Below are 18,828 nucleotides of genomic sequence, written 5' to 3'. Positions count from 1 at the left end.
GAGATTCTCATGTCAACGATGCAATGTGACGTTGTAAGTGTTAAAGAGTCTTTGTACTCAGGCACTGTAACTATGCTAATTGCTAAAGGTGCTGGCGGTGAGTTGGGTATTATGCCTGGCCATGCTCCGTTGGTAACTTTGCTCAAGCCGGGCGCAATCCGCGTTCTGCTTGAAAATGGTACAGAAGAATTGATCTATGTATCAGGTGGTGTACTTGAAGTTCAACCGCACGTTGTTACAGTACTTGCAGACACTGCAGTACGTGCTGACAACCTTGATGAAGCAGCAATTATTGAAGCTCGTAAACAAGCTGAACAATTGTTAGCAAATCAAAAGAGCGATTTGGACGCTGCTGCTGCATTGGCTGCTCTTGCAGAAACTGCTGCTCAGTTGGAAACCATCCGCAAAATCAAAAACCGCGCTCAATAAGACACGGTTTGAGATTGAAAGAGCCACCCGAAAGGGTGGTTTTTTTATGCCTAAAGTATTTGAAAAAACTGATCAATCTAAAGTTGCATATATTTTATTCATATTTTGATTTATTCTCATTCAATTCAACTGCCTAACACTGCCTTATGAATCTCATCGCTTTTGAACCTCACTTTTGGGAACTTTACCAAGACTTTGATCACTATTATTTAAGTATTGCGGTCGATATGAGTTCGGTGGTGTCTTGTTGGGATGTGGAATTGACGCATGAAGAAGTGCAGCAATATGAGCATCGTGGTCGTGTCAGTATTCAAGAACTGGCAAAAGAGATGGTGGCTGAAACCTATAGAGGTGATTTTAGTTCTTTGGAAAGTCGCTTGGTGAAACCGTATGAACGACAAGCCATGCAAGCTGCGTTTAAAACATGGCAACAGCAGCAACAAGCTGAGTAACTGGTTTATGCGGTTATGGGTTCATCGGTAAGATTGAGAACTCGCCATTTGCAATAATTTTAAGCTTAAAAATTTCAGTAAAACCTTCTTCATAGCAGGGAATTTCTGATTTCTTATAGGTGGCTCGAACTCCAACTTCGGGAATATTGGCTTTACCTTCTCTATAGCTATTACGTTCTAAAGTACTGGCCAAATCAGTGTCAAAATAATAAGCAATTACATCAAAGCCAGCATCTCGCGTACGTTGAATATACCGCGCACGATCCATACGTGTCGGGTTGGTGTTATCAATTACCATTTTGGTTTTAGACACCAAACCAGCTTCAAAAATTATATTTTCACGATGTCGGGTTTTCAGCATATCAAGATTAATACGCAAATGACTGTGATATAAATTCAACATATAAAATGTGGATTTACCCGATGCTTGTACACCGGTGAAAATAATCAGTTGCATAGTGGATGAAAAAATCTGTAGACCTTATATTACATATTAAAGCAGCTACGGGCTTTTGCTACAATTTTTGCACTGCCAATAACAACAAAATAGGTCAGGACTTTTTATGTATACACTTCGATTATGTTTCTGCTTATTGCTGGCAACGCCGCTGCTTGCCTGCCAAAGCCAATATGTCACCACACCGAATGTCGCGACTGAAGCCGCATTGGTAGCGGAATCAGTGGATAATGGCATCAGTACAGAACTTGAAATTCCCTATTTATCCGCTTTTCGCAACCTAAGACAAGCCTATAACCACTGTGTGGCGTTCACCTCAGCAGAAGCTTATGTGTATACTGACAATCGACTGGAAGAACATTTAGAGCAGGGCACGCTGATGGCGCGTACAGAAAATGGCGCTTTTCTACATAAAATGTTGGTGGAGGGAATGGGAGCTGACAAAACTCGAATTACCCTGTTTCTGCCAGCCAAATTTCATTTTGCCCAAGCCCGTTTTAAGCAAGATGTGCAACGTGCACTTGGACAAGATAAAAACTGTAATACCTATGAGTTTGCTCAATCTTAAAATAGGAAAAAGAGGCAGTTGTTTATTTTCTGGTTGGGAGATTTTCTATGCTTAAAAATTCTATGCGTTTCAAATATTTGAATATCGGTTCTTAACACTATGTGGGAAGTTTTAGATTAAAAAATATTGTGAATTTACAGCATGGCACTTTGTGATGTGTGGTCGATCAACCGATCATCAGGTACTGAATCACAAGAAGTAGCAAACCGAGAGAATTGCTTACAAATTCATCACGCCGACCAATTTATTCTTCCTCTATAGTAGAGCTAGGTTGTTTAAAAAATAATCTCAACACTTATAAGATGGAGAGAATAAATATGGCAACAATGAAAGCAGCCGTAGTGACTGCATTTAATCAACCACTACAAATACAACAAGTCGAAATTCCTAAAGTCACGCCGGGCAAAGTCTTGGTCAAAATTATCGCGACAGGTGTCTGTCATACCGACTTACATGCCATGCATGGCGATTGGCCTGTTCAGCCAACCTTACCTTTTATCCCTGGACATGAAGGTGTCGGTGAAGTAGTTGAAATTGGTGAAGGAATTGAACATTTAAAAGTTGGTGATATCGTCGGGATTCCTTGGTTATATTCAGCGTGTGGGCATTGTGATCATTGCTATGCGGGCTGGGAAACCTTATGTAAACAACAACAGAACTCAGGCTATTCAGTCAACGGCAGCTTTGCAGAATATTGCTTAGCAGATGGTGATTACGTCGGTGTGATTCCTGAAGGTGTCGATCTATTAGAAATCTCACCTATTCTATGTGCTGGTGTCACTGTTTATAAAGGATTGAAAATGACCGAGGCCAAAACAGGGGATTGGGTCGCCATTTCCGGTATTGGTGGTCTAGGTCATGTGGCAGTGCAATATGCCAAAACAATGGGCTTTAATGTCGTAGCGATTGATGTTGATGACTCAAAACTTGAATTGGCCAAAAATCTCGGTGCCGATGTCGGCATTAATGCCTTAAAAACCGATGTAAAAGAAGCAGTGTTGCAGGCAACGGGTGAAGGCTGTCATGGTGTCTTGGTGACGGCGGTTTCTCCGAAGGCCTTTGAGCAGGCTGTTGCCATTGTCCGTCGTGGAGGTACCATGGTCTTAAATGGTTTGCCACCCGGAACTTTTGACTTGTCGATCTTTAATATGGTGCTGGAGGGAATTACGGTATGTGGTTCAATTGTTGGGACACGTCTGGATTTAAAAGAAGCACTAGATATCGCTGCGCGCGGTAAAGTCAGAGCACATATTCATGTTGAACCGCTCGAAAATATCAACGATATTTTTGATCGTATGGAAAAAGGTAAAATTGATGGCCGTATCGTGATTGATATGCGGCTTTAATGCAAAATCCCACAGGCAACATAACATAGAGCAAAATCAAGACAGACCGATTCAGTATGATTGAAAGGTCTGTCTTGCATGTTTAGAGCTAAGAGAAAATTAGCTTTCTGATGTTTTTTCTTGAGCTGAATGATCTGAAATGATCATGCTGGCAAGTTTAACCATCTCCAGTTGGATATTACCCATTTGATTTTTAATTTTCTGAATATCGACTTGAGTTAAATCCATTTGACCATTTAAAAAGGGTGAAGCCAAAACTTGCTGATTGGCAGCTTGTAAATTGCTGCGAATATCATTGATTTCAGTACTTTTTAGGTTCAGTCCACTGAGTGCCTGATTAAAACCTTTCAATTGTTGTTGCAGCTGATCGGCTGCTTTTTGTAGTTGAATCGGGTCTTGGCTATTGACTGCCGTTTCAATATCGCTTTGGGTTTGTTTCAATTGCTCAACATAGCTGCCCGCTTTCAATTGCATGTCGGCGACATCACGGACAATGTAAAACATATTGCCGCTTTTTAGATTTTGTTGCTGAGCCGCTGATTCTGTTTCAGTTGCTTCATGATGCTCAGAGGAAGCCGTATTGGATAATTCAACTTCTTCAGTGGTAGTTTGAATGTCTTGCTCAGGTGCTGTTGCAGGGTCACAACCGATCAGCACCAAAACACCACTAAAAATGGCAAAAGGGAGAAGGGCATTCTGCACTAGCTTTTTCATTCAATCATCACTATGTGTTAAGTCTATGCTTTGAATATAGGGGCAGAATGTGGATTAAAAATAGATTGTTGCAAAGCAATAACAAAATAATCGCTTGAACAAAAAAAAGAGGGCATTTGCCCTCTTTTGATGTTTTGGTGGGTTTAACCCGCAATGATTTTGATAATGGCGTGGCTGACGGCATTCATTAAAATGTAGTCGCCATTCACTTTAATCCATTGTTGGTTTTTGCCTGGTTTAGATAATTTTTTGTATTTGGTGTGGTCTACTTTGTAGCTATGACCACGGTATTCAGAAGGTACTTTTTGTCCAGAACGCCAATCATGTGAAGGATTTACGGCTTTTTTCTTGTTCTGGCTTTGGTTTTTTACTGGTGTGTTTTGTTTAGTGTGCTGTTGAGCTTTCGTATTTTGATTATGCGCAGGTGCATGTTGTTGGCTATTTTGCGGTGCAGCCATTGCTGGAGCAGCAACAAGTGCTGTCGAAATAGATAAAACGATAGCTTTCATTAATGTATTCATAAGTTCACCTGTTTACTGCTGGATGTGATTTGATAAGACTCATCATAATGAGTATTTACAGGGAAACTTTGAACAATGTATATGTGAAATATTAAAATAATGGATAAACTATGTAAATTATCATTATGTGATAATTGATAACTATTATTGTGATAATTTAAAATGATCAATCTCAGTTAAAATCAAAATAATCTTAACTGAGAGATTGAGATATTGGCGAATTATTTGGCTAATTCAGCATTAATGGCATCGACAATACGTGCATCATCTGCCTTGATGTCAGGTGCAAATCGAGCCACAACTTCACCTTGTTTATTCACGAGGAATTTTTCAAAGTTCCAGAGCACTTCAGGCTTTGGATTTGGTGTTAAACCGTATTCAACTAAATCATCCCACCATGGGCCTTCACCAATGCGTTCAGGAATGGCTTGGGTTAAGGTTTGATAAAGGGGGTGTTTATCCGCGCCTGCAACAGAAATTTTTGCAAAAAGTGGGAAATCGACCTTGTAGTTGATCGAGCAAAATTCTTGAATTTCCGCTTCAGAACCAGGTTCTTGTTCTAAAAAGTTATTGGCAGGAAAACCTAAGACTTCAAAACCTTGTGATTTCTTTTCTGTATAGAGTTTTTCTAGGCCTTCATATTGCGGTGTTAGCCCACATTTAGAGGCCACATTGACCAATAATAAAACCTTGCCTTGGTATTGATTGAGTGTGGTGTCATCACCTTGGATGGTTTTTACCGGGATATCGTAAACTGAAGCTGACATATTCGTTCCTAATTGAAGTTGTGCCTTTCATCCTTGTTTTAAAGGGAAATCTGGTGAACAGCAAGCTTTTATCGATAGGTTTTTCGCATAATTTTTGTAGTACTTTGCAGAATTCGAGCTGATGCTTGCTTGAGTGCTTGGCATTTAACTAGTGGCACGGTGTTGGTTTGGGGTTTTTCCTGTATAGCGTTTAAAAAACTCAATAAAGCTTGAGCTGTGTTGATAACCCAATTCATAGCTGAGAGCTTTAATAGACTGACCAGCGCGGAGTTGTTGAATGGCATAAATAATTTTCGCACGGTTTCTCCATTCAGAAAGGCTCATTTGCAGTTCGTTCTGACTCAGCCGCAATAACTGACGCTCACTCAAAACAACATTGGATAAGCATCGCTGTAGGCTCAAGCTAAAATGATCTACATCTGCGAGCTGCGCTAAGATCGGCTTTAACACCGCATCATGGCTTTGCGGCAAATAATGTTGATGTTTGGGCGCTGTTTTTAACTGGTCGAATAAGACTTGTAGCAGGTGTCGATAGGGTGGTGTGGTATGTTGCTCTGTAGGAAAGGCCAAAATTTCTTGCACCAACAAACGAAAGAAAGGCTGGATGCTAAACACTTCAGTCTGCTTGGGAAAATCTACGCAGAGATCTGGTGCCAGTCGGATTGCCACATAATGAATGGGTTGTTCATCAATCGCGACCGAGCAATGTTCTGTATGTGGGGGAATCCACACCCCATAACTGGCAGGTGAGAGATGGTGTTGTCCTTGTATCTCATACTCGAAAATACCATCGAGACAAAAATTAAAATCACCCCAAAGACAACTGTGCGGATAGACCGTATCTAATGTGGTGTAGTGCGCTTCAAAAAGCTCGATTTGTTGTTCAATCGGTGCTGATGTCATATATGCCTAGGTGTCGATGTCTGAACTACAATATAAATGTCTGAAATCATGTATTTCAATTAAAACAGACATCACTCAAAATACCTAGACCAATCTTTGCACAATATATTGAGGAGTCAGACATGTTGCTTCAAGCGCGTTGGGCGAAATTTGCAATTTGTTTGCCTCTGATCGCGGTATTTATATGGTCGTTGAATATTACCGTCACCCGCTATGTAACTGATTATATTTCACCGGTCAGTATCAGTTTTTATCGATGGTTTATTGCATTTTTGATCCTGACCCCCTTTATGCTGAAAACCGTTTGGCAGCAAAGACAGTTAATCATGCAGCATTGGCAGCAATTGGCTGTGCTGAGTGCTTTTGGCATGGTGTTATATCAAGGCTTGGGCTATACCGCTGCGCATTATACGACGGCGACCAATATGGGCATCATCAATGCCTTTATCCCTGTTTTTACGATTGCCGTTGCATTTTTCATACTTAAAGATGTGCCCAACCGCTATGCCATCTTAGGCTGTGCGATTTCATTTACGGGGCTATTGTTTGTCATTGCGCAAGGCGATTTCAGTCAATTACTGAATATGGGCGGACATTTCGGCGATATCCTCATGATCTTCGCAGTGTTCTTTTATGCCTTTTATGGGGTGTTTTTAAAAAAATGGCAATTGAAACTTCCGCTACTGTTGAGCTTATATGTACAAATTTTCTTTGCCGTTTTATATCACTTGCCATTCGTGTTGTATTTAGGCATTGACGCGATTAATCCTGCGAATGCGCCAAGTGTATTTTATGCGGCAATTTTTCCATCATTGATTGCACCGTTGGTATGGATGTTGGCTGTGCAACATCTCGGGCCGAATCGCACCAGTATTTTTATGAATTTGATGCCGGTATTTACCGCGATTATTGCCTATTTCTGGTTGGCTGAGCAGTGGATGTTTTATCATACCGTCGGCACAGTGATGACGATTACTGGGGTGATCTTGGCGCAGCGTAAGTAAATCTAGTAAAAAGATGAAAATTTACGAGAAGTATTGATTAAAAAATAAACAAACAAACTTATTTTTTTATAGAGCAAATCTTTTGAAAATGGATTTTTGAGTGTAAAACTGAATTAAAAAAACAAATGCTCGTCTTAAAAATCAATCAAAAATAGATACATATTTTGACTAAGTAGTTATAAAATCACAAATAAAGTGCTTATCAGTAGTTTTATTTATATAAAAAATCTATTTGTTAAATTTAAAAAAATATTACATAATACTTTCATCGTAAATGATGAAGTAATTCTTAATAATTACTTGATATTTACCCAGAGATTGTAAGACCCTCTGGATGTGATTTTATACACATCCTTTTTTATGCTCAGCCATCCCTATATGGCTGAGCTTTTTTTTGTCTGTATTTTCCCGAAAGGCAGGTGTAGACAGGCATCCGAGCTTATGCGCGGATGATTTCACCTGTTTCAGCATCAATAATTTTGCTTGGTTCTTGGCTTAGGCCGAGATCACCATTTAAATAATTGAGTTCATTGGCAAAATACTGATTGGCTTCTTGTAAGGAACGTGCAGGGGTTAATCCCGCAGGATTGGCACTGGTAGACACAATAAAGCCATTAAAAGCTTGGCATAAAGCCACACATAAAGAGTGGGTAGTCACACGGACTGCGACTTTTGGATGATTGCCTTTAATCCATGTTGGAATATGGTCACCAGCTGGTAATAACCATGTGGTTGCACGCTCATTGGGTTTACGGTTGGTCCATGTCGCAATGACTTGCTGACGCATATCTTCTGTTAAGCCTTGGAGCAGGTGTTCAACTTGAGCGACATTGGCAGCCAATAAAATCACGCCTTTTTCAATGGGACGTTGTTTTAAGCGCAAAATTTCGAGAAAGGCTTGCTCATTGTAGGGATCACAGCCCAATCCCCAAACAGCCTCTGTAGGATATGCGAGAACCTGACCTTTTTTAAGACAGGAAGCTGCTTCTGCAACAGAGGTGGTAATCATTTCTATAGACCTTAACTGATTCGACAAAGGACTATTGTGAACCTAATTTACCCATTCGACAACGTAAGTAGTGTCCGGCTTGTTGTGTGGCATAGCCCATTAACTCTAATTCCATCAGTTGACTGGTCAATGTCGCGGTATCAATTTTGAGTTGAATGGACAATTGATCAAGGCTTTGGCCGACCCAATCAAGCTGCCGATACAGCGCAATTAAATGTTCTGGGATAGGTGCGGGTGGCGGGGTGTCCGGTGTTGCTGTTTCGGGTGTCGCTATTTCGGTGGTTGTTAAGGTTTTGGCAGCCTGCGATTGCCACTGTGTGGCCAGAGCTAGGTCTTCAATGACCTGTTGTGGATGATCAATCAAAATTGCACCTTCGCGTATGAGTTGATGGCAACCTTGATGCGATTCACTATAAATATGGCCTGGGATGGCAAAAATAGATTTGCCTTGTTCGGCAGCGCGTTGAGCTGTGATCAGTGAACCACTTTTTAATGCCGCTTCCGCCACGATGACACCAAGGCTGAGCCCACTCACGATACGATTTCGATGTGGAAAATGGTATTGCAATGGGGGAGTGTGTGGAAGAAACTCACTGATTACGGTTCCCCCATGTTGGATGATTTCTTGTCTTAAACGCTGATGTGCGGTCGGATAAGTTTGATCTAAACCTGTACCCATCACGGCAATGGTTCTGTGGTGTTGTATGGCAGCGCGATGTGCCGCTTCATCAATTCCTTGTGCTAAACCGCTATTAATATAGAACCCTTGCTCACTCAGATAATAAGCAAAATCATAGGCAATTTGCCGACCTTGGGGACTGGGTTTGCGACTACCTACAATCGCAATCTGTGGTTGCATCAAGGCTTGGGCATTGCCTTGTCCAAATAGAATGGGCGGCTTGTCGCTATAAGGTAAAAGCTGTTGTGGATAGTTTAGGTCTTCAGGAATCAGTACAAAGTCACTGTATTGTTGAATATCCTGGAGACATTTTTCAAAGCTAAGCTGTCCACTTGGACTATGAAATTCTTCAAAGCGCTGTAAATGATTTTTATGCAGTCCTAATTTTTGCCATGTGGTGATTTGATCAGGCTTAAGGGCGTGGTGTAGGGCAGGATAGTGCTGCTGAATTTTATAGAAACTACGAAGTGAGTGTTGCACCACAAACCACAGGCGAATGTAATCTAAATGCAAGTCAGTCAATGAGTTGAGCATAATGAGACCTTTGAATCTGTCTTCTTTTTATGGTTTAAAATTATTAGTGATATTGTTGTTGGATAATAAAAAATGAGGCTGAAATACAACCTCATTTTTGTGGATTTAGAATTAGTCATCCATCAGTGGGGGCTGAATTGTTGCACCTACGTTGATTGGTAATTCGCTTTCAAGTACATAAGCATAGCTTAAGTTATCAAACGTTTTGAATACCATGATGTTACCAATACGTTGTCCTGGAAGTTGAACACGTTCTTTGGTTTTTGGATCAGTCACGATTTCACCTTTTTGGTTCACGCTAAAGACTTGACCAGATTGAACGCCTTGCAAGCTACCACGGTCTATCGTCACCACACTGTGAACCGCTGCGGTACCAATAGAACCCATGACACGGACAACACTACCGCCAGCAGTGACATTTTCAGCATTGGTTGGATAGAACAGCGTTGGCAGCATTGGGTCATATTCAGGAAGAACACGATCACCACGACGAACTTCGGCATTATAAGTATCGGTCAGTTCTAAAGTGGTAATGTCATTTTCACCACGAACGGCAACACCTGAAGCGACTTGAGTCAGTTCTAAACCTGCGTTGTATTTTTTGCCGTTTGCATCGGTAAAGATGTACGGTTCGCCTTCACGATAAACAGCATAACGTTGACCGACTTGCATGCCTTGGCCGCGTGCATAAACTGTTTGGCCTTTGGCAGCTAATACACGTTGATCAGCTGTACCTAAAATGTAAGGTGTACCTTCAACAGAATCAGCGGCAACAATCATGCTGCGCTCAAGCCATTGCTTAATATATTCCAATGGAATAACCGGAATCGCACTATTTAGGGATTCAACACGAACTTGTGGTTGAAGTTTAGTGCCACCTGTATAGCGACGAATAATACCTTCACAGCCATCACCTTCATCCTTGCCGATGATTGGGCGGCCATTGTAGGTACACATTAATAGGCGGTCACCTGGGAAAATCCAGTGTGGATTTTTCACGTGTTTATTGCTCGCCCAGATTTCAGGCCAGCGCACAGGATTTTTTAAGAAACGCTTGGAAATATCCCACAACGTATCGCCTTTTTTCACCACATAAACTTGAGGCGCACCTGCCTTCAATGACGGTGGATTGACGTTACGAGCAGGGGCAGCTTCTGCAACACTGACCATTCCCATCCCCACACTTACACAGACTGTAAGTGCCAATAATTGTTTTTTAAACCCCAAGGCACTAAAAGTTGGCATGCCCTTCAAAACCTTTTTCATTATCATAATTCCTAAAATTATGTATGTAACTGCGTTATAATAACGATATTACACACAATTTTTTGATGAAGCATTCCTTCATTTTGTTTTTTGATCAATGGCATAAGTGAGGACGTCGTATGGCCTTATTACCTATTTTAAGTTTCCCCGATCCCCGTCTTCGTACCATTGCAAAACCAGTCGAAGAAGTTACTGATGAAATTCGTCAGTTAGCAGCCGACATGTTTGAAACTATGTATGAAGCACCGGGAATTGGCCTGGCAGCAACACAGGTAGATCACCATATTCAGCTGATAGTCATGGATTTATCTGAAGAAAAAGATCAACCCATGGTGTTTATTAACCCCAAAATTACGCCATTGACGCAAGAGACGCAGCCCTATGAAGAAGGCTGTTTATCAGTGCCTCAAATATACGATAAAGTTGAGCGCCCGTCACGTGTAAAAATTCAGGCAATTAACCTTGAAGGTCAATCATTTGAAGTGGAAGCGGACGGACTTCTCGCAGTTTGTATCCAACATGAAATGGATCACTTAAATGGTAAGTTATTCGTCGACTATCTATCGCCTTTGAAACGTCAACGTGCACGTGACAAAGTGGAAAAATTGGTTCGCCAACGTCAAAAAGATAAAGTCGCAGTTAAACGTTAATTGATCGCGGTTAAAAAATACCTGAGACAAGCCCAATTTCGATTGGGCTTTGTTATACTTGGGTCAGACAAATGTTAGGGTTTGCCTGTATTGTTTCGTAGTGGAGTGCTGCTGTCCTTTGCAGCCGTTTTTTTGCAGATTGCTGTTTTTTTACAGCCATTGTTGCCCAAGCAATATCAAGTTGCTCCGGTCTGCGAAACCATTACGCGTGCACTTTTACTTCCCAATGTTCATGCTGAACATACCGCACATTCACACCATTCCTCTTCCGCTCACGCAGAGCAGGTTCAAGTCGATCATACTGCCCATGAACATGATGCCAGTCATCAATGTCAGTATTGTACGGTCTATGGCAATTTGGTTTTGCCTCCTGAACTTGATGTAAAAGAAGTGCTTGATCGAATTCAAGTTCGTTTAATTGCTTTTCAAAAAGCTTTCAAGCATGTCTGGTTTGTTCTTCAACAACTCTTTTTACTTCCGCAAGGTCGAGCCCCACCACTCGCTGCATAAATCCGACGTTTTTTTTAACTTGGGTCGTTGAGGACTCAGGTACGCCTTTATTTATGTATTTTGTGAGATAAACATGGCTCAGCCTAAATTTTTTCTACAGCCTCTTGCGGCTGCAATTTGTGTTGCCTGCTATTCAACTACGGTGATGGCTGACGAGATGTCAGTAGAGATGACGGAAACCAATGCCGTTCAGACTTTGGCACCGATTGTGGTGACGTCACATCAGGGGAATGATGCCAATGGCCTGATTGTTCGTGCCAACCCCAAACAGCCGATTCAACCGATACCTGCCAGTGATGGGGCCGATTATTTAAAAAGCATTGTGGGGTTTAGTGCCATTAAAAATGGGGGAACCAATGCAGATCCAACCTTCCGTGGCATGTTTGGTTCACGCATTAAAATTTTGACCGATGGCACAGAAAATCTCGGGGCGTGTCCAAGTCGTATGGATGCACCAACGTCTTATATTTCCCCTGAAAGTTATGACCGAATTTCAGTGATTAAAGGCCCTCAAACGGTTCAATATGCCAATACAGGTTCTGCTGCAACAGTCTTGTTTGAACGAAAACCTGAACAATTCGATGCTGATAAAAACTACCGTGGTCAAGCCAGTGTGATGATCGGTTCTTATGGTCGTTTAGATCACAATGTCGAAGCGGCAGTCGGTGATGAGAAAAAATATGTCCGTTTGAATGCCAGTCGTTCTGTTGCGGATAGCTACCAAGACGGAGATGGTAATACTGTGCCGTCAGACTGGGAGCGGTGGAATACAGATTTGGCTCTTGGTTGGACGCCAAACGAAGATACATGGGTAGAACTTACTGGAGGTAAAGCCGATGGTGAGGCGGTATACGCAGGCCGTTCAATGGATGGTTCGCAATTTGCCCGTGAAAGCTTAGGCCTTCGTGTCGAGAAAAAGAATGTCACGGAGGTGATTAAAAAAATCGAAGCACAGGTCAACTATAGTTTTAATGATCATGTCATGGATAACTTCAGCTTACGTGAGTTTCAACCAAGTGGCATGATGAATATGCCAATGGCATCGAATGTTGCTCGCAGAACATTAAATGCACGTATGGCTATGACACATGAATGGGATAAGATTGACTTTGTCACAGGCATTGACACACAGAACAATGAACATAGCATTCGCAAAGGGATGCGCAATAGCTATAAAGACAAAGCACGTGAACCCGATATGAAGTTTCAGTCATATGGTGGTTTTGGAGAAGTCAGTTATCAATTGAGTGACAACAATAAGTTGGTTTCGGGACTTCGTCTCGATCAAGTGCAAGTGAAAGATGAGCGCGCCGCTTCGAAAGCGAGTGGCTATAACACGGAGCTGAATGAAACATTACCAAGTGCTTTTATTCGTTTTGAAAATAAGCACCCTGAACATGACAATGGTAAAACCTATATCGGTCTAGGCTATGTAGAGCGCATGCCAGATTATTGGGAATTATTCAGCCCAAAATCAGGAAATGGTCATAACAATACATTCAATCATATTGATACAGAAAAAACGCTTCAGTTAGATATGGGTTATCAACATGAACATAGCGCTTTGAATTCCTGGGTATCGGCTTATGCAGGTTTAGTGAGAGATTATATTTTAACAAGTTATAAGTCTGGATCAGGAATGATGAAGGGTATGGAAGCACATAGCCGAAATGTGGATGCCACCATTGCGGGAGCTGAAGCAGGGATTGGCTATCAATTTAGCGATCATATTCAAGCCGATGTCAGCGCAATGTATGCGTGGGGTAAAAACACCACAGATGGCAAGCCGTTACCGCAAATCTCACCTTTAGAAGCACGTATCAACTTACGTTATATTCAAGATAATTATACTTTGGGAGCGTTTTGGCGTGTGGTTGATGGGCAAAATCGTATCAGTGCGTACCAAGGCAATATCGTGGGTTATGACCTGAAAGAAAGTGCAGGTTTTGGCACACTGTCTTTAAATGGTACTTATCATATTGATGAGGGTGTAGATGTATCTGTGGGTGTAGATAATCTCCTGAATAAAACCTATACCGAACATCTAAATAAACTGGGTGATGCAGGGACAGGTTTAGCGACCGATCAACAGTTTAATAATATTGGTCGCAATTATTGGGCACGTATTTCGATGAAATTCTAAATCTTGATATTTGTTATCCAAAAAGCAGAGCGATCGCTCTGCTTTTTTTATTGGTGCATACTGGCCAGTTGTTTGGCCTTACTTTGATACAGTGCTAAACCGAGTTTTTGAATCGCACGGCCTTTTTGCTGTAATTTTTGACTTAAACTTGGGACATGCTTAGCGCCTGAATACAGGACAAGATTTCTAGCCAATAAATAATAGGCAAACCATGCGGCGGACTGTGGTTTGAGCCCTAATTTATGCATGCGTTTTTTGCCAATAAAAAATTGTGTCAGCTCCAGATGTTGTCGATAAGCCAGTTTTTGCTGAAGTGCTCGGAGGTATTTGTACTGTCGTTCAAAAGGTTCTTTAGAGAGACTGGCGCCGAGAGCCATACTGCTTGCATCAGATTGAGGATGTACAAATTGCATCCAATACAACAGTTTCCAACCATCAGATTCTTTTTCAATTAACCATTTGTCATCAATACCCATCAACCAACCCACATAACGCCAAAAGTGCAAAAAGCTTTCAGTCTCTTGTTTTGATGGAAAAATCCCTAAAGCGCGAATGCCCAAAAGTACCACACTGCTAAAGGCAAGATTGGTCATCGCCAAGTCAAATTGATTCATCGGCACCCCCCACGTTGCAAAATCCCAGTCTTTACCTTTTTGGAGTTGATGCCGTACCACAGCATGAATAAAACGCACATAAATCGTCGATGTAAATCCCGCATACAAACGTTCGAGTCCGCGTTCTTCAGTGATATCTACCCACCATTTTGTGGTTTCAGCCAGACGTGTACCTGCTTGTTTATTTAAAGCACCGGTCAGCATGAGCGGCTGATTGAAACCGGGGAAGAGATAACCCACCATGAGTGAAAGATCTCGCAATATAAAGCCATTGTTAATCCCTAGGCGATGGGTGAATTCAAGGGCTTGCTGTATTTTTTCTGGCTCTAACCAAGGCGGTGTTTGTTCAACATGCTTAAAAAAATGCTCGAGCTCAGGAATAGGAAAGGGGAGCTGCTCGACACCTTTAAATAAGGCGATTTCAAAATATTCACGATGCTGTTTAGGGTTCTGCATCATCCACGTGAGCACTTTTTCCATCTGTGGATCACCACATTGCAAGGCTTTATTGAGGGCAAGATATTGAGCGTAATTTGGCTGTGCAGCCTGACCCGTCAAATGAGACAACAGAAAACTCAGTAGATTAGATTGCTGCGTGGCCTGAAATGAAGCCAGTCGGGTATTGAAGTGAGTGGTCATGTTTTGATCTTCAATGTTATTGTTGCATACCACACTAATATGAATATTTATTCGCATTCAATTCGCATAACACTATCGCATTGGAGAGCAATAGAATGAGAAAAAGACCACAACAACAACGCGCGAAAATGATCGTGGAAAGCATTTTGCAAGCAGCGCAGTTGTGTATTGCAGAACAAGGTTTACTGGAGCTGACGACGCCCAAAATTGCGGAAAAATCTGGTGTGAGCGTTGGATCGATTTATCAATATTTTGAAAATAAGGAACAAATCGTAGACGAGTTACTGCTCAGAAAATCAGAACAATTGGGGTTAGCACTAAAAAATATAGTCGTGGAGCAAGAGCAGCACAGTATTTATGAGGTGATCCCACTTTGTATTCAGTTTGGCTTTGATATGTTGAAAGCTGATCGTGGCTTCTTCATTGAGATCTTAAAACATTGGCATCAATACAGTCATTCAGATGCCTCTCAGGTTTTGGAAAAGCATTTTTTTGAAGTTGGGATGTATTTATTTAATCGTTATTATTCACATTGGAACTTTGAAACGCTGAAACATCGCTCTTTTGTGATTATTAACAGTACTTTATTTACCATGATGCGCTATGTGAGCAATAATAGTTTTTTAATTACAGAACAGCAGCTTAAAGTTGAATTGTCAAAGATGATTTTGGCGTATTTAGATAGTGAATAACACTGAAAAAATAAATTTGTCTATTAAAGAATCTATTAAATTCTGATCCAAGATATGTGAAGATAGATTAATAATAAATCAATAACTTAAGATAATAAATCAGGAACATCATCATGGTTTCTTTGAGTTTGCAGCAACTGTCCAAATCTTTTGCGGGAAAACGTATATTTTCAAATTTAAATTTAGAGTTAAACGAATTCGGAATTGTCGCTGTTGTTGCTGAGAATGGAGCAGGGAAGTCCACCTTACTTGCGATGATTGCTGGGATGTTGGATTTTGATGCAGGCAATATTTTGATTAATGATCAGCAATATGCCCCTCACAATAATGAATACAAGAAACTTGTGGCCTATGTGCCAGATAAAAGCCCTATTTATGATTTTTTACAAGGGCAGGAGTTTCTGAATTTAATGTGTGATATTCGAGGGATAGCGCATGAGCAGTATCAAATCTTCATTGAAAAATTTAAATTAGAAAACTATTTAGCCACGCCGCTTGCTGAAATGTCTTTTGGTACTACCAAAAAGTTTTTATTGGTCGCAGCCTTAATGACCACTGCACCATTACTGATTTTAGATGAACCGAGCAATGGCTTAGATCAAAATGCCTTGGCTGAATTAACAAGCATACTTTTACAGCAGAGCCAATCGAAATTGATTTTATTGTCTTGTCATGATCATGTATTTAGAAACAGTCTTGCAGCAAAAATCATCGAGCTAGATCGGCTAAAGTCCAATGAGCAGGCAGCATGAATAGACAAATATATGTTGGGCAGCGAACAATCATAAAAACGCTTTTGAAATACCGGTGGACATTTTATGTCAAGACCACAGCAGACGCAGTTGCACGGCAAAAGCATTTACTTATTTTGGTCGCATTAATTCTCGGGCCAATGCTATTCGGACTGCTCTTATCATTAGTGCAGCCCATGATTGATTTGGTTTATTGCAAATCATTAATCACAAATCTGTTTCTTTGGACTGGCTTTCTTGCCTTAAATGTATTTTGGTGTGCGATACAGCGTAAAGCTTTGAGTGGTGGGGAAGGGTATCGCTATCTAGCGCTATTGCCCATCACGCTTAAAAGTCGCTTTGCCGTGGAAATCAAATTGTTAGGCAGTTTAAGCTTTTTGCTGTTATTGCCTTTTGTTTTAGCACTTTTATATGTTTGGGTTGAGTATGAGCTTCTAGCTTCCATTGGCATCAGTGTATTGATGCTTCTTTGGATCTTTAATTTATTAATCATACAAATGCTGTTTTTACAACAGAATCAATATTGGGTTTTAGTCTGTCTTTTGACATATTTGCCCATTTTGAGTCTAGCGATATTGGACGCTCAACTCGTTGCGCTGTTGTTATCTACTTTCATCTGTATAGCGGTAATAAAATTTTGGCTGCTCGGCAGAAAATCAAAACCAATAAAGCTGCAAGTACCTAACGTATTTGTGATACAGAAATATAACCCACTCTGGCTCAGTCAAAATAAACTCATTATTCGTCAGGTATTTCATAAAAGATTTCTTACCCATCGTATTGCCAGTATCGGTATATCAGTTACAGCGGTCGTGATTTTGCATTGGTTCGCCACACAGGTGGATACTTGGAACATCATGAGCCTTGATTTTACTGCTTCACAATTATTCCAATTGATGTGTGCCATCTATATTGTACTGAGTTTATTCAATCTAGGCGTGATAAAAATGGACTTAAAATCAAATTTTGAATATACAGAGCGATTCTGGATCATTCAAGGATTCACACTATAGCAGCTCAGAAAATACGAGTACTGTGTTTTATTAATAATTGGTTTAATGATGAGTGTGCCAGTCTTGATGTGGCAACTGCTGAAAGGTGGATTCGTTGATGTGCTATTGATGGCGACATTATTTTGTATCGCCATTCCATTTATTCAATGGTTGTATAGAAAACCTGAAGAAGTGCACGGTGTTATGCCAAATTTAATGTTTATCATATGGGTGCCTGTGGCGTATTGCATGCTTTCTGTACGCTAAAAACACTTTTTTAAGTAAAAAACACTGATTTAGTAGAATAAATAAACAAACGTAATGAAAAACTAAAAATAAATGGAAAAAGGTGTTGCAACGAATATGAAATGCTGTAGAATGCACATCCATCGGCGGTGATGAAGATTAAAACTTCTGATAAAACAATAACTTGGTTAAATTGATTGAGTTGGGTTTTATTTGATAAGTTTAAAAATAATTTGAATTACCGGTTGACTCTTTAGAAATAAAGAGTAATATAGCCGACCTAGCTTGCTGGTGACGAACCAATAAGAAGATCATTAAGAGATTATGAAGAACAACTTGTGTGGATTTTTACTGATTGATCGATCGAAATTATTTTCATTGATTGATGGTAGAAATTACTCGAAGTTTATTTGAGCAAATTTTTGTCAGTAATTGATGAGCCAAGATTGGTACACTATATGTACTATTGATTTTAAACTGAAGAGTTTGATCATGGCTCAGATTGAACGCTGGCGGCAGGCTTAACACATGCAAGTCGAGCGGGAATAGGTAGCTTGCTACCGATTTCTAGCGGCGGACGGGTGAGTAATGCTTAGGAATCTGCCTATTAGTGGGGGACAACATTTCGAAAGGGATGCTAATACCGCATACGTCCTACGGGAGAAAGCAGGGGATCTTCGGACCTTGCGCTAATAGATGAGCCTAAGTCGGATTAGCTAGTTGGTGGGGTAAAGGCCTACCAAGGCGACGATCTGTAGCGGGTCTGAGAGGATGATCCGCCACACTGGGACTGAGACACGGCCCAGACTCCTACGGGAGGCAGCAGTGGGGAATATTGGACAATGGGGGGAACCCTGATCCAGCCATGCCGCGTGTGTGAAGAAGGCCTTTTGGTTGTAAAGCACTTTAAGCGAGGAGGAGGCTACTTTGGTTAATACCTA

At 40.9% G+C, this 18,828-nt stretch carries 21 protein-coding genes and 1 rRNA gene; 13 read left to right on the top strand and 9 right to left on the bottom strand.

Annotation, left to right across the window (positions count from 1 at the left end; translation table 11 throughout):
* The first annotated feature begins 9 nt into the window (after positions 1 to 9).
* Positions 10 to 429 carry a F0F1 ATP synthase subunit epsilon gene (locus FTV03_RS02260; protein WP_180022171.1) on the top strand — a complete coding sequence of 140 codons (420 nt, stop codon included), beginning with the start codon at positions 10 to 12 and terminating at the stop codon, positions 427 to 429.
* A 146-nt stretch (positions 430 to 575) separates the two neighbouring features.
* Positions 576 to 881 carry a hypothetical protein gene (locus FTV03_RS02255; RefSeq protein WP_180022170.1) on the top strand — a complete coding sequence of 102 codons (306 nt, stop codon included), beginning with the start codon at positions 576 to 578 and terminating at the stop codon, positions 879 to 881.
* 13 nt (positions 882 to 894) lie between these two features.
* Here the strand turns inward: FTV03_RS02255 and FTV03_RS02250 are convergent, their stop codons facing one another.
* Positions 895 to 1,338: an AAA family ATPase gene (locus tag FTV03_RS02250; protein WP_180039756.1), complete on the bottom strand. Its 444-nt coding sequence runs from the start codon at positions 1,336 to 1,338 to the stop codon at positions 895 to 897.
* A 106-nt stretch (positions 1,339 to 1,444) separates the two neighbouring features.
* Between FTV03_RS02250 and FTV03_RS02245 the strand changes: the two genes are divergently transcribed.
* Together FTV03_RS02245 and adhP are read left to right on the top strand one after the other, a co-directional pair.
* Positions 1,445 to 1,906 carry a hypothetical protein gene (locus FTV03_RS02245; protein WP_180022168.1) on the top strand — a complete coding sequence of 154 codons (462 nt, stop codon included), beginning with the start codon at positions 1,445 to 1,447 and terminating at the stop codon, positions 1,904 to 1,906.
* 317 nt (positions 1,907 to 2,223) lie between these two features.
* Positions 2,224 to 3,252 (top strand): alcohol dehydrogenase AdhP, encoded by a 1,029-nt coding sequence (gene adhP / locus FTV03_RS02240; protein ID WP_180039754.1) that lies wholly within the window; start codon positions 2,224 to 2,226, stop codon positions 3,250 to 3,252.
* 99 nt (positions 3,253 to 3,351) lie between these two features.
* Here the strand turns inward: adhP and FTV03_RS02235 are convergent, their stop codons facing one another.
* From FTV03_RS02235 to FTV03_RS02220, 4 genes are all read right to left on the bottom strand, one after another.
* Positions 3,352 to 3,966 carry a hypothetical protein gene (locus tag FTV03_RS02235; RefSeq protein ID WP_180022166.1) on the bottom strand — a complete coding sequence of 205 codons (615 nt, stop codon included), beginning with the start codon at positions 3,964 to 3,966 and terminating at the stop codon, positions 3,352 to 3,354.
* 143 nt (positions 3,967 to 4,109) lie between these two features.
* Positions 4,110 to 4,487: an RcnB family protein gene (locus FTV03_RS02230; protein WP_078191466.1), complete on the bottom strand. Its 378-nt coding sequence runs from the start codon at positions 4,485 to 4,487 to the stop codon at positions 4,110 to 4,112.
* 221 nt (positions 4,488 to 4,708) lie between these two features.
* On the bottom strand, positions 4,709 to 5,254 hold the full coding sequence (locus tag FTV03_RS02225; RefSeq protein ID WP_111885877.1) for a glutathione peroxidase: 546 nt from the start codon (positions 5,252 to 5,254) through the stop codon (positions 4,709 to 4,711).
* A 144-nt stretch (positions 5,255 to 5,398) separates the two neighbouring features.
* A complete protein-coding gene (locus tag FTV03_RS02220) occupies positions 5,399 to 6,157 on the bottom strand; it encodes a helix-turn-helix transcriptional regulator (RefSeq protein ID WP_180039752.1) in 759 nt (252 codons plus the stop codon).
* 122 nt (positions 6,158 to 6,279) lie between these two features.
* Here FTV03_RS02220 and FTV03_RS02215 point away from each other — a divergent pair, with 122 nt between their 5' ends.
* Complete coding sequence (locus tag FTV03_RS02215; RefSeq protein WP_180039750.1) at positions 6,280 to 7,161, top strand: DMT family transporter; 882 nt, start codon at positions 6,280 to 6,282, stop codon at positions 7,159 to 7,161.
* A gap of 439 nt (positions 7,162 to 7,600) precedes the next feature.
* Here FTV03_RS02215 and FTV03_RS02210 read toward each other — a convergent pair whose 3' ends face one another.
* The 3 genes from FTV03_RS02210 to FTV03_RS02200 all read right to left on the bottom strand — a co-directional run bounded on the left by FTV03_RS02210 (position 7,601) and on the right by FTV03_RS02200 (position 10,649).
* Positions 7,601 to 8,170, bottom strand: a complete 570-nt coding sequence (locus tag FTV03_RS02210; RefSeq protein ID WP_111885874.1) for an L-threonylcarbamoyladenylate synthase — start codon at positions 8,168 to 8,170, stop codon at positions 7,601 to 7,603.
* Positions 8,171 to 8,201: 31 nt separating this feature from the next.
* Complete coding sequence (dprA, locus tag FTV03_RS02205) at positions 8,202 to 9,383, bottom strand: DNA-processing protein DprA (protein WP_180039748.1); 1,182 nt, start codon at positions 9,381 to 9,383, stop codon at positions 8,202 to 8,204.
* 111 nt (positions 9,384 to 9,494) lie between these two features.
* Positions 9,495 to 10,649 carry a LysM peptidoglycan-binding domain-containing protein gene (locus FTV03_RS02200; protein ID WP_180039746.1) on the bottom strand — a complete coding sequence of 385 codons (1,155 nt, stop codon included), beginning with the start codon at positions 10,647 to 10,649 and terminating at the stop codon, positions 9,495 to 9,497.
* A 119-nt stretch (positions 10,650 to 10,768) separates the two neighbouring features.
* Here FTV03_RS02200 and def point away from each other — a divergent pair, with 119 nt between their 5' ends.
* The 3 genes from def to FTV03_RS02185 all read left to right on the top strand — a co-directional run bounded on the left by def (position 10,769) and on the right by FTV03_RS02185 (position 13,952).
* On the top strand, positions 10,769 to 11,299 hold the full coding sequence (gene def, locus FTV03_RS02195; RefSeq protein ID WP_078191459.1) for a peptide deformylase: 531 nt from the start codon (positions 10,769 to 10,771) through the stop codon (positions 11,297 to 11,299).
* Positions 11,300 to 11,389: 90 nt separating this feature from the next.
* On the top strand, positions 11,390 to 11,809 hold the full coding sequence (locus FTV03_RS02190; protein WP_180026133.1) for a DUF2946 family protein: 420 nt from the start codon (positions 11,390 to 11,392) through the stop codon (positions 11,807 to 11,809).
* 73 nt (positions 11,810 to 11,882) lie between these two features.
* Positions 11,883 to 13,952, top strand: a complete 2,070-nt coding sequence (locus FTV03_RS02185; protein ID WP_180039744.1) for a TonB-dependent copper receptor — start codon at positions 11,883 to 11,885, stop codon at positions 13,950 to 13,952.
* Positions 13,953 to 13,999: 47 nt separating this feature from the next.
* Here FTV03_RS02185 and FTV03_RS02180 read toward each other — a convergent pair whose 3' ends face one another.
* The gene (locus tag FTV03_RS02180; protein WP_180039742.1) at positions 14,000 to 15,205 is read right to left on the bottom strand and encodes an oxygenase MpaB family protein; all 1,206 of its coding nucleotides are present in this window, start codon (positions 15,203 to 15,205) and stop codon (positions 14,000 to 14,002) included.
* Between the two features lie 95 nt (positions 15,206 to 15,300).
* Here FTV03_RS02180 and FTV03_RS02175 point away from each other — a divergent pair, with 95 nt between their 5' ends.
* The 5 genes from FTV03_RS02175 to FTV03_RS02155 all read left to right on the top strand — a co-directional run.
* Positions 15,301 to 15,897: a TetR/AcrR family transcriptional regulator gene (locus FTV03_RS02175; protein WP_180039740.1), complete on the top strand. Its 597-nt coding sequence runs from the start codon at positions 15,301 to 15,303 to the stop codon at positions 15,895 to 15,897.
* Positions 15,898 to 16,010: 113 nt separating this feature from the next.
* On the top strand, positions 16,011 to 16,649 hold the full coding sequence (locus tag FTV03_RS02170) for an ABC transporter ATP-binding protein (protein ID WP_180039738.1): 639 nt from the start codon (positions 16,011 to 16,013) through the stop codon (positions 16,647 to 16,649).
* Positions 16,646 to 17,662 carry a hypothetical protein gene (locus FTV03_RS02165; protein WP_180039736.1) on the top strand — a complete coding sequence of 339 codons (1,017 nt, stop codon included), beginning with the start codon at positions 16,646 to 16,648 and terminating at the stop codon, positions 17,660 to 17,662. Before FTV03_RS02170 ends, FTV03_RS02165 begins: the two co-directional genes overlap by 4 nt.
* A 48-nt stretch (positions 17,663 to 17,710) precedes the next feature.
* Positions 17,711 to 17,908 (top strand): hypothetical protein, encoded by a 198-nt coding sequence (locus tag FTV03_RS02160; RefSeq protein ID WP_180039734.1) that lies wholly within the window; start codon positions 17,711 to 17,713, stop codon positions 17,906 to 17,908.
* 453 nt (positions 17,909 to 18,361) lie between these two features.
* A 16S ribosomal RNA gene (locus FTV03_RS02155) occupies positions 18,362 to 18,828 on the top strand; the annotation flags it as partial.

Source organism: Acinetobacter sp. YH12218 (genome assembly GCF_013417925.1).
Lineage (GTDB): Bacteria > Pseudomonadota > Gammaproteobacteria > Pseudomonadales > Moraxellaceae > Acinetobacter > Acinetobacter amyesii.
The sequence above is the reverse complement of the archived record's forward strand: the minus strand, read 5'-3'. Positions and strand labels throughout refer to the sequence as shown.

Excerpts from the sequence above, each read along its gene's own strand:
- FTV03_RS02200 (WP_180039746.1), bottom strand. The coding sequence starts at position 10,649 with ATGAAAAAGGTTTTGAAGGGCATGCCAACTTTTAGTGCCTTGGGGTTT.
- def (WP_078191459.1), top strand. The coding sequence starts at position 10,769 with ATGGCCTTATTACCTATTTTAAGTTTCCCCGATCCCCGTCTTCGTACC.
- FTV03_RS02215 (WP_180039750.1), top strand. The coding sequence starts at position 6,280 with ATGTTGCTTCAAGCGCGTTGGGCGAAATTTGCAATTTGTTTGCCTCTG.
- FTV03_RS02180 (WP_180039742.1), bottom strand. The coding sequence starts at position 15,205 with ATGACCACTCACTTCAATACCCGACTGGCTTCATTTCAGGCCACGCAG.
- FTV03_RS02245 (WP_180022168.1), top strand. The coding sequence starts at position 1,445 with ATGTATACACTTCGATTATGTTTCTGCTTATTGCTGGCAACGCCGCTG.
- FTV03_RS02170 (WP_180039738.1), top strand. The coding sequence starts at position 16,011 with ATGGTTTCTTTGAGTTTGCAGCAACTGTCCAAATCTTTTGCGGGAAAA.
- FTV03_RS02185 (WP_180039744.1), top strand. The coding sequence starts at position 11,883 with ATGGCTCAGCCTAAATTTTTTCTACAGCCTCTTGCGGCTGCAATTTGT.
- FTV03_RS02260 (WP_180022171.1), top strand. The coding sequence starts at position 10 with ATGTCAACGATGCAATGTGACGTTGTAAGTGTTAAAGAGTCTTTGTAC.
- FTV03_RS02255 (WP_180022170.1), top strand. The coding sequence starts at position 576 with ATGAATCTCATCGCTTTTGAACCTCACTTTTGGGAACTTTACCAAGAC.
- adhP (WP_180039754.1), top strand. The coding sequence starts at position 2,224 with ATGGCAACAATGAAAGCAGCCGTAGTGACTGCATTTAATCAACCACTA.
- dprA (WP_180039748.1), bottom strand. The coding sequence starts at position 9,383 with ATGCTCAACTCATTGACTGACTTGCATTTAGATTACATTCGCCTGTGG.
- FTV03_RS02175 (WP_180039740.1), top strand. The coding sequence starts at position 15,301 with ATGAGAAAAAGACCACAACAACAACGCGCGAAAATGATCGTGGAAAGC.
- FTV03_RS02250 (WP_180039756.1), bottom strand. The coding sequence starts at position 1,338 with ATGCAACTGATTATTTTCACCGGTGTACAAGCATCGGGTAAATCCACA.
- FTV03_RS02210 (WP_111885874.1), bottom strand. The coding sequence starts at position 8,170 with ATGATTACCACCTCTGTTGCAGAAGCAGCTTCCTGTCTTAAAAAAGGT.
- FTV03_RS02235 (WP_180022166.1), bottom strand. The coding sequence starts at position 3,966 with ATGAAAAAGCTAGTGCAGAATGCCCTTCTCCCTTTTGCCATTTTTAGT.
- FTV03_RS02165 (WP_180039736.1), top strand. The coding sequence starts at position 16,646 with ATGAATAGACAAATATATGTTGGGCAGCGAACAATCATAAAAACGCTT.
- FTV03_RS02220 (WP_180039752.1), bottom strand. The coding sequence starts at position 6,157 with ATGACATCAGCACCGATTGAACAACAAATCGAGCTTTTTGAAGCGCAC.
- FTV03_RS02160 (WP_180039734.1), top strand. The coding sequence starts at position 17,711 with ATGAGTGTGCCAGTCTTGATGTGGCAACTGCTGAAAGGTGGATTCGTT.
- FTV03_RS02230 (WP_078191466.1), bottom strand. The coding sequence starts at position 4,487 with ATGAATACATTAATGAAAGCTATCGTTTTATCTATTTCGACAGCACTT.
- FTV03_RS02225 (WP_111885877.1), bottom strand. The coding sequence starts at position 5,254 with ATGTCAGCTTCAGTTTACGATATCCCGGTAAAAACCATCCAAGGTGAT.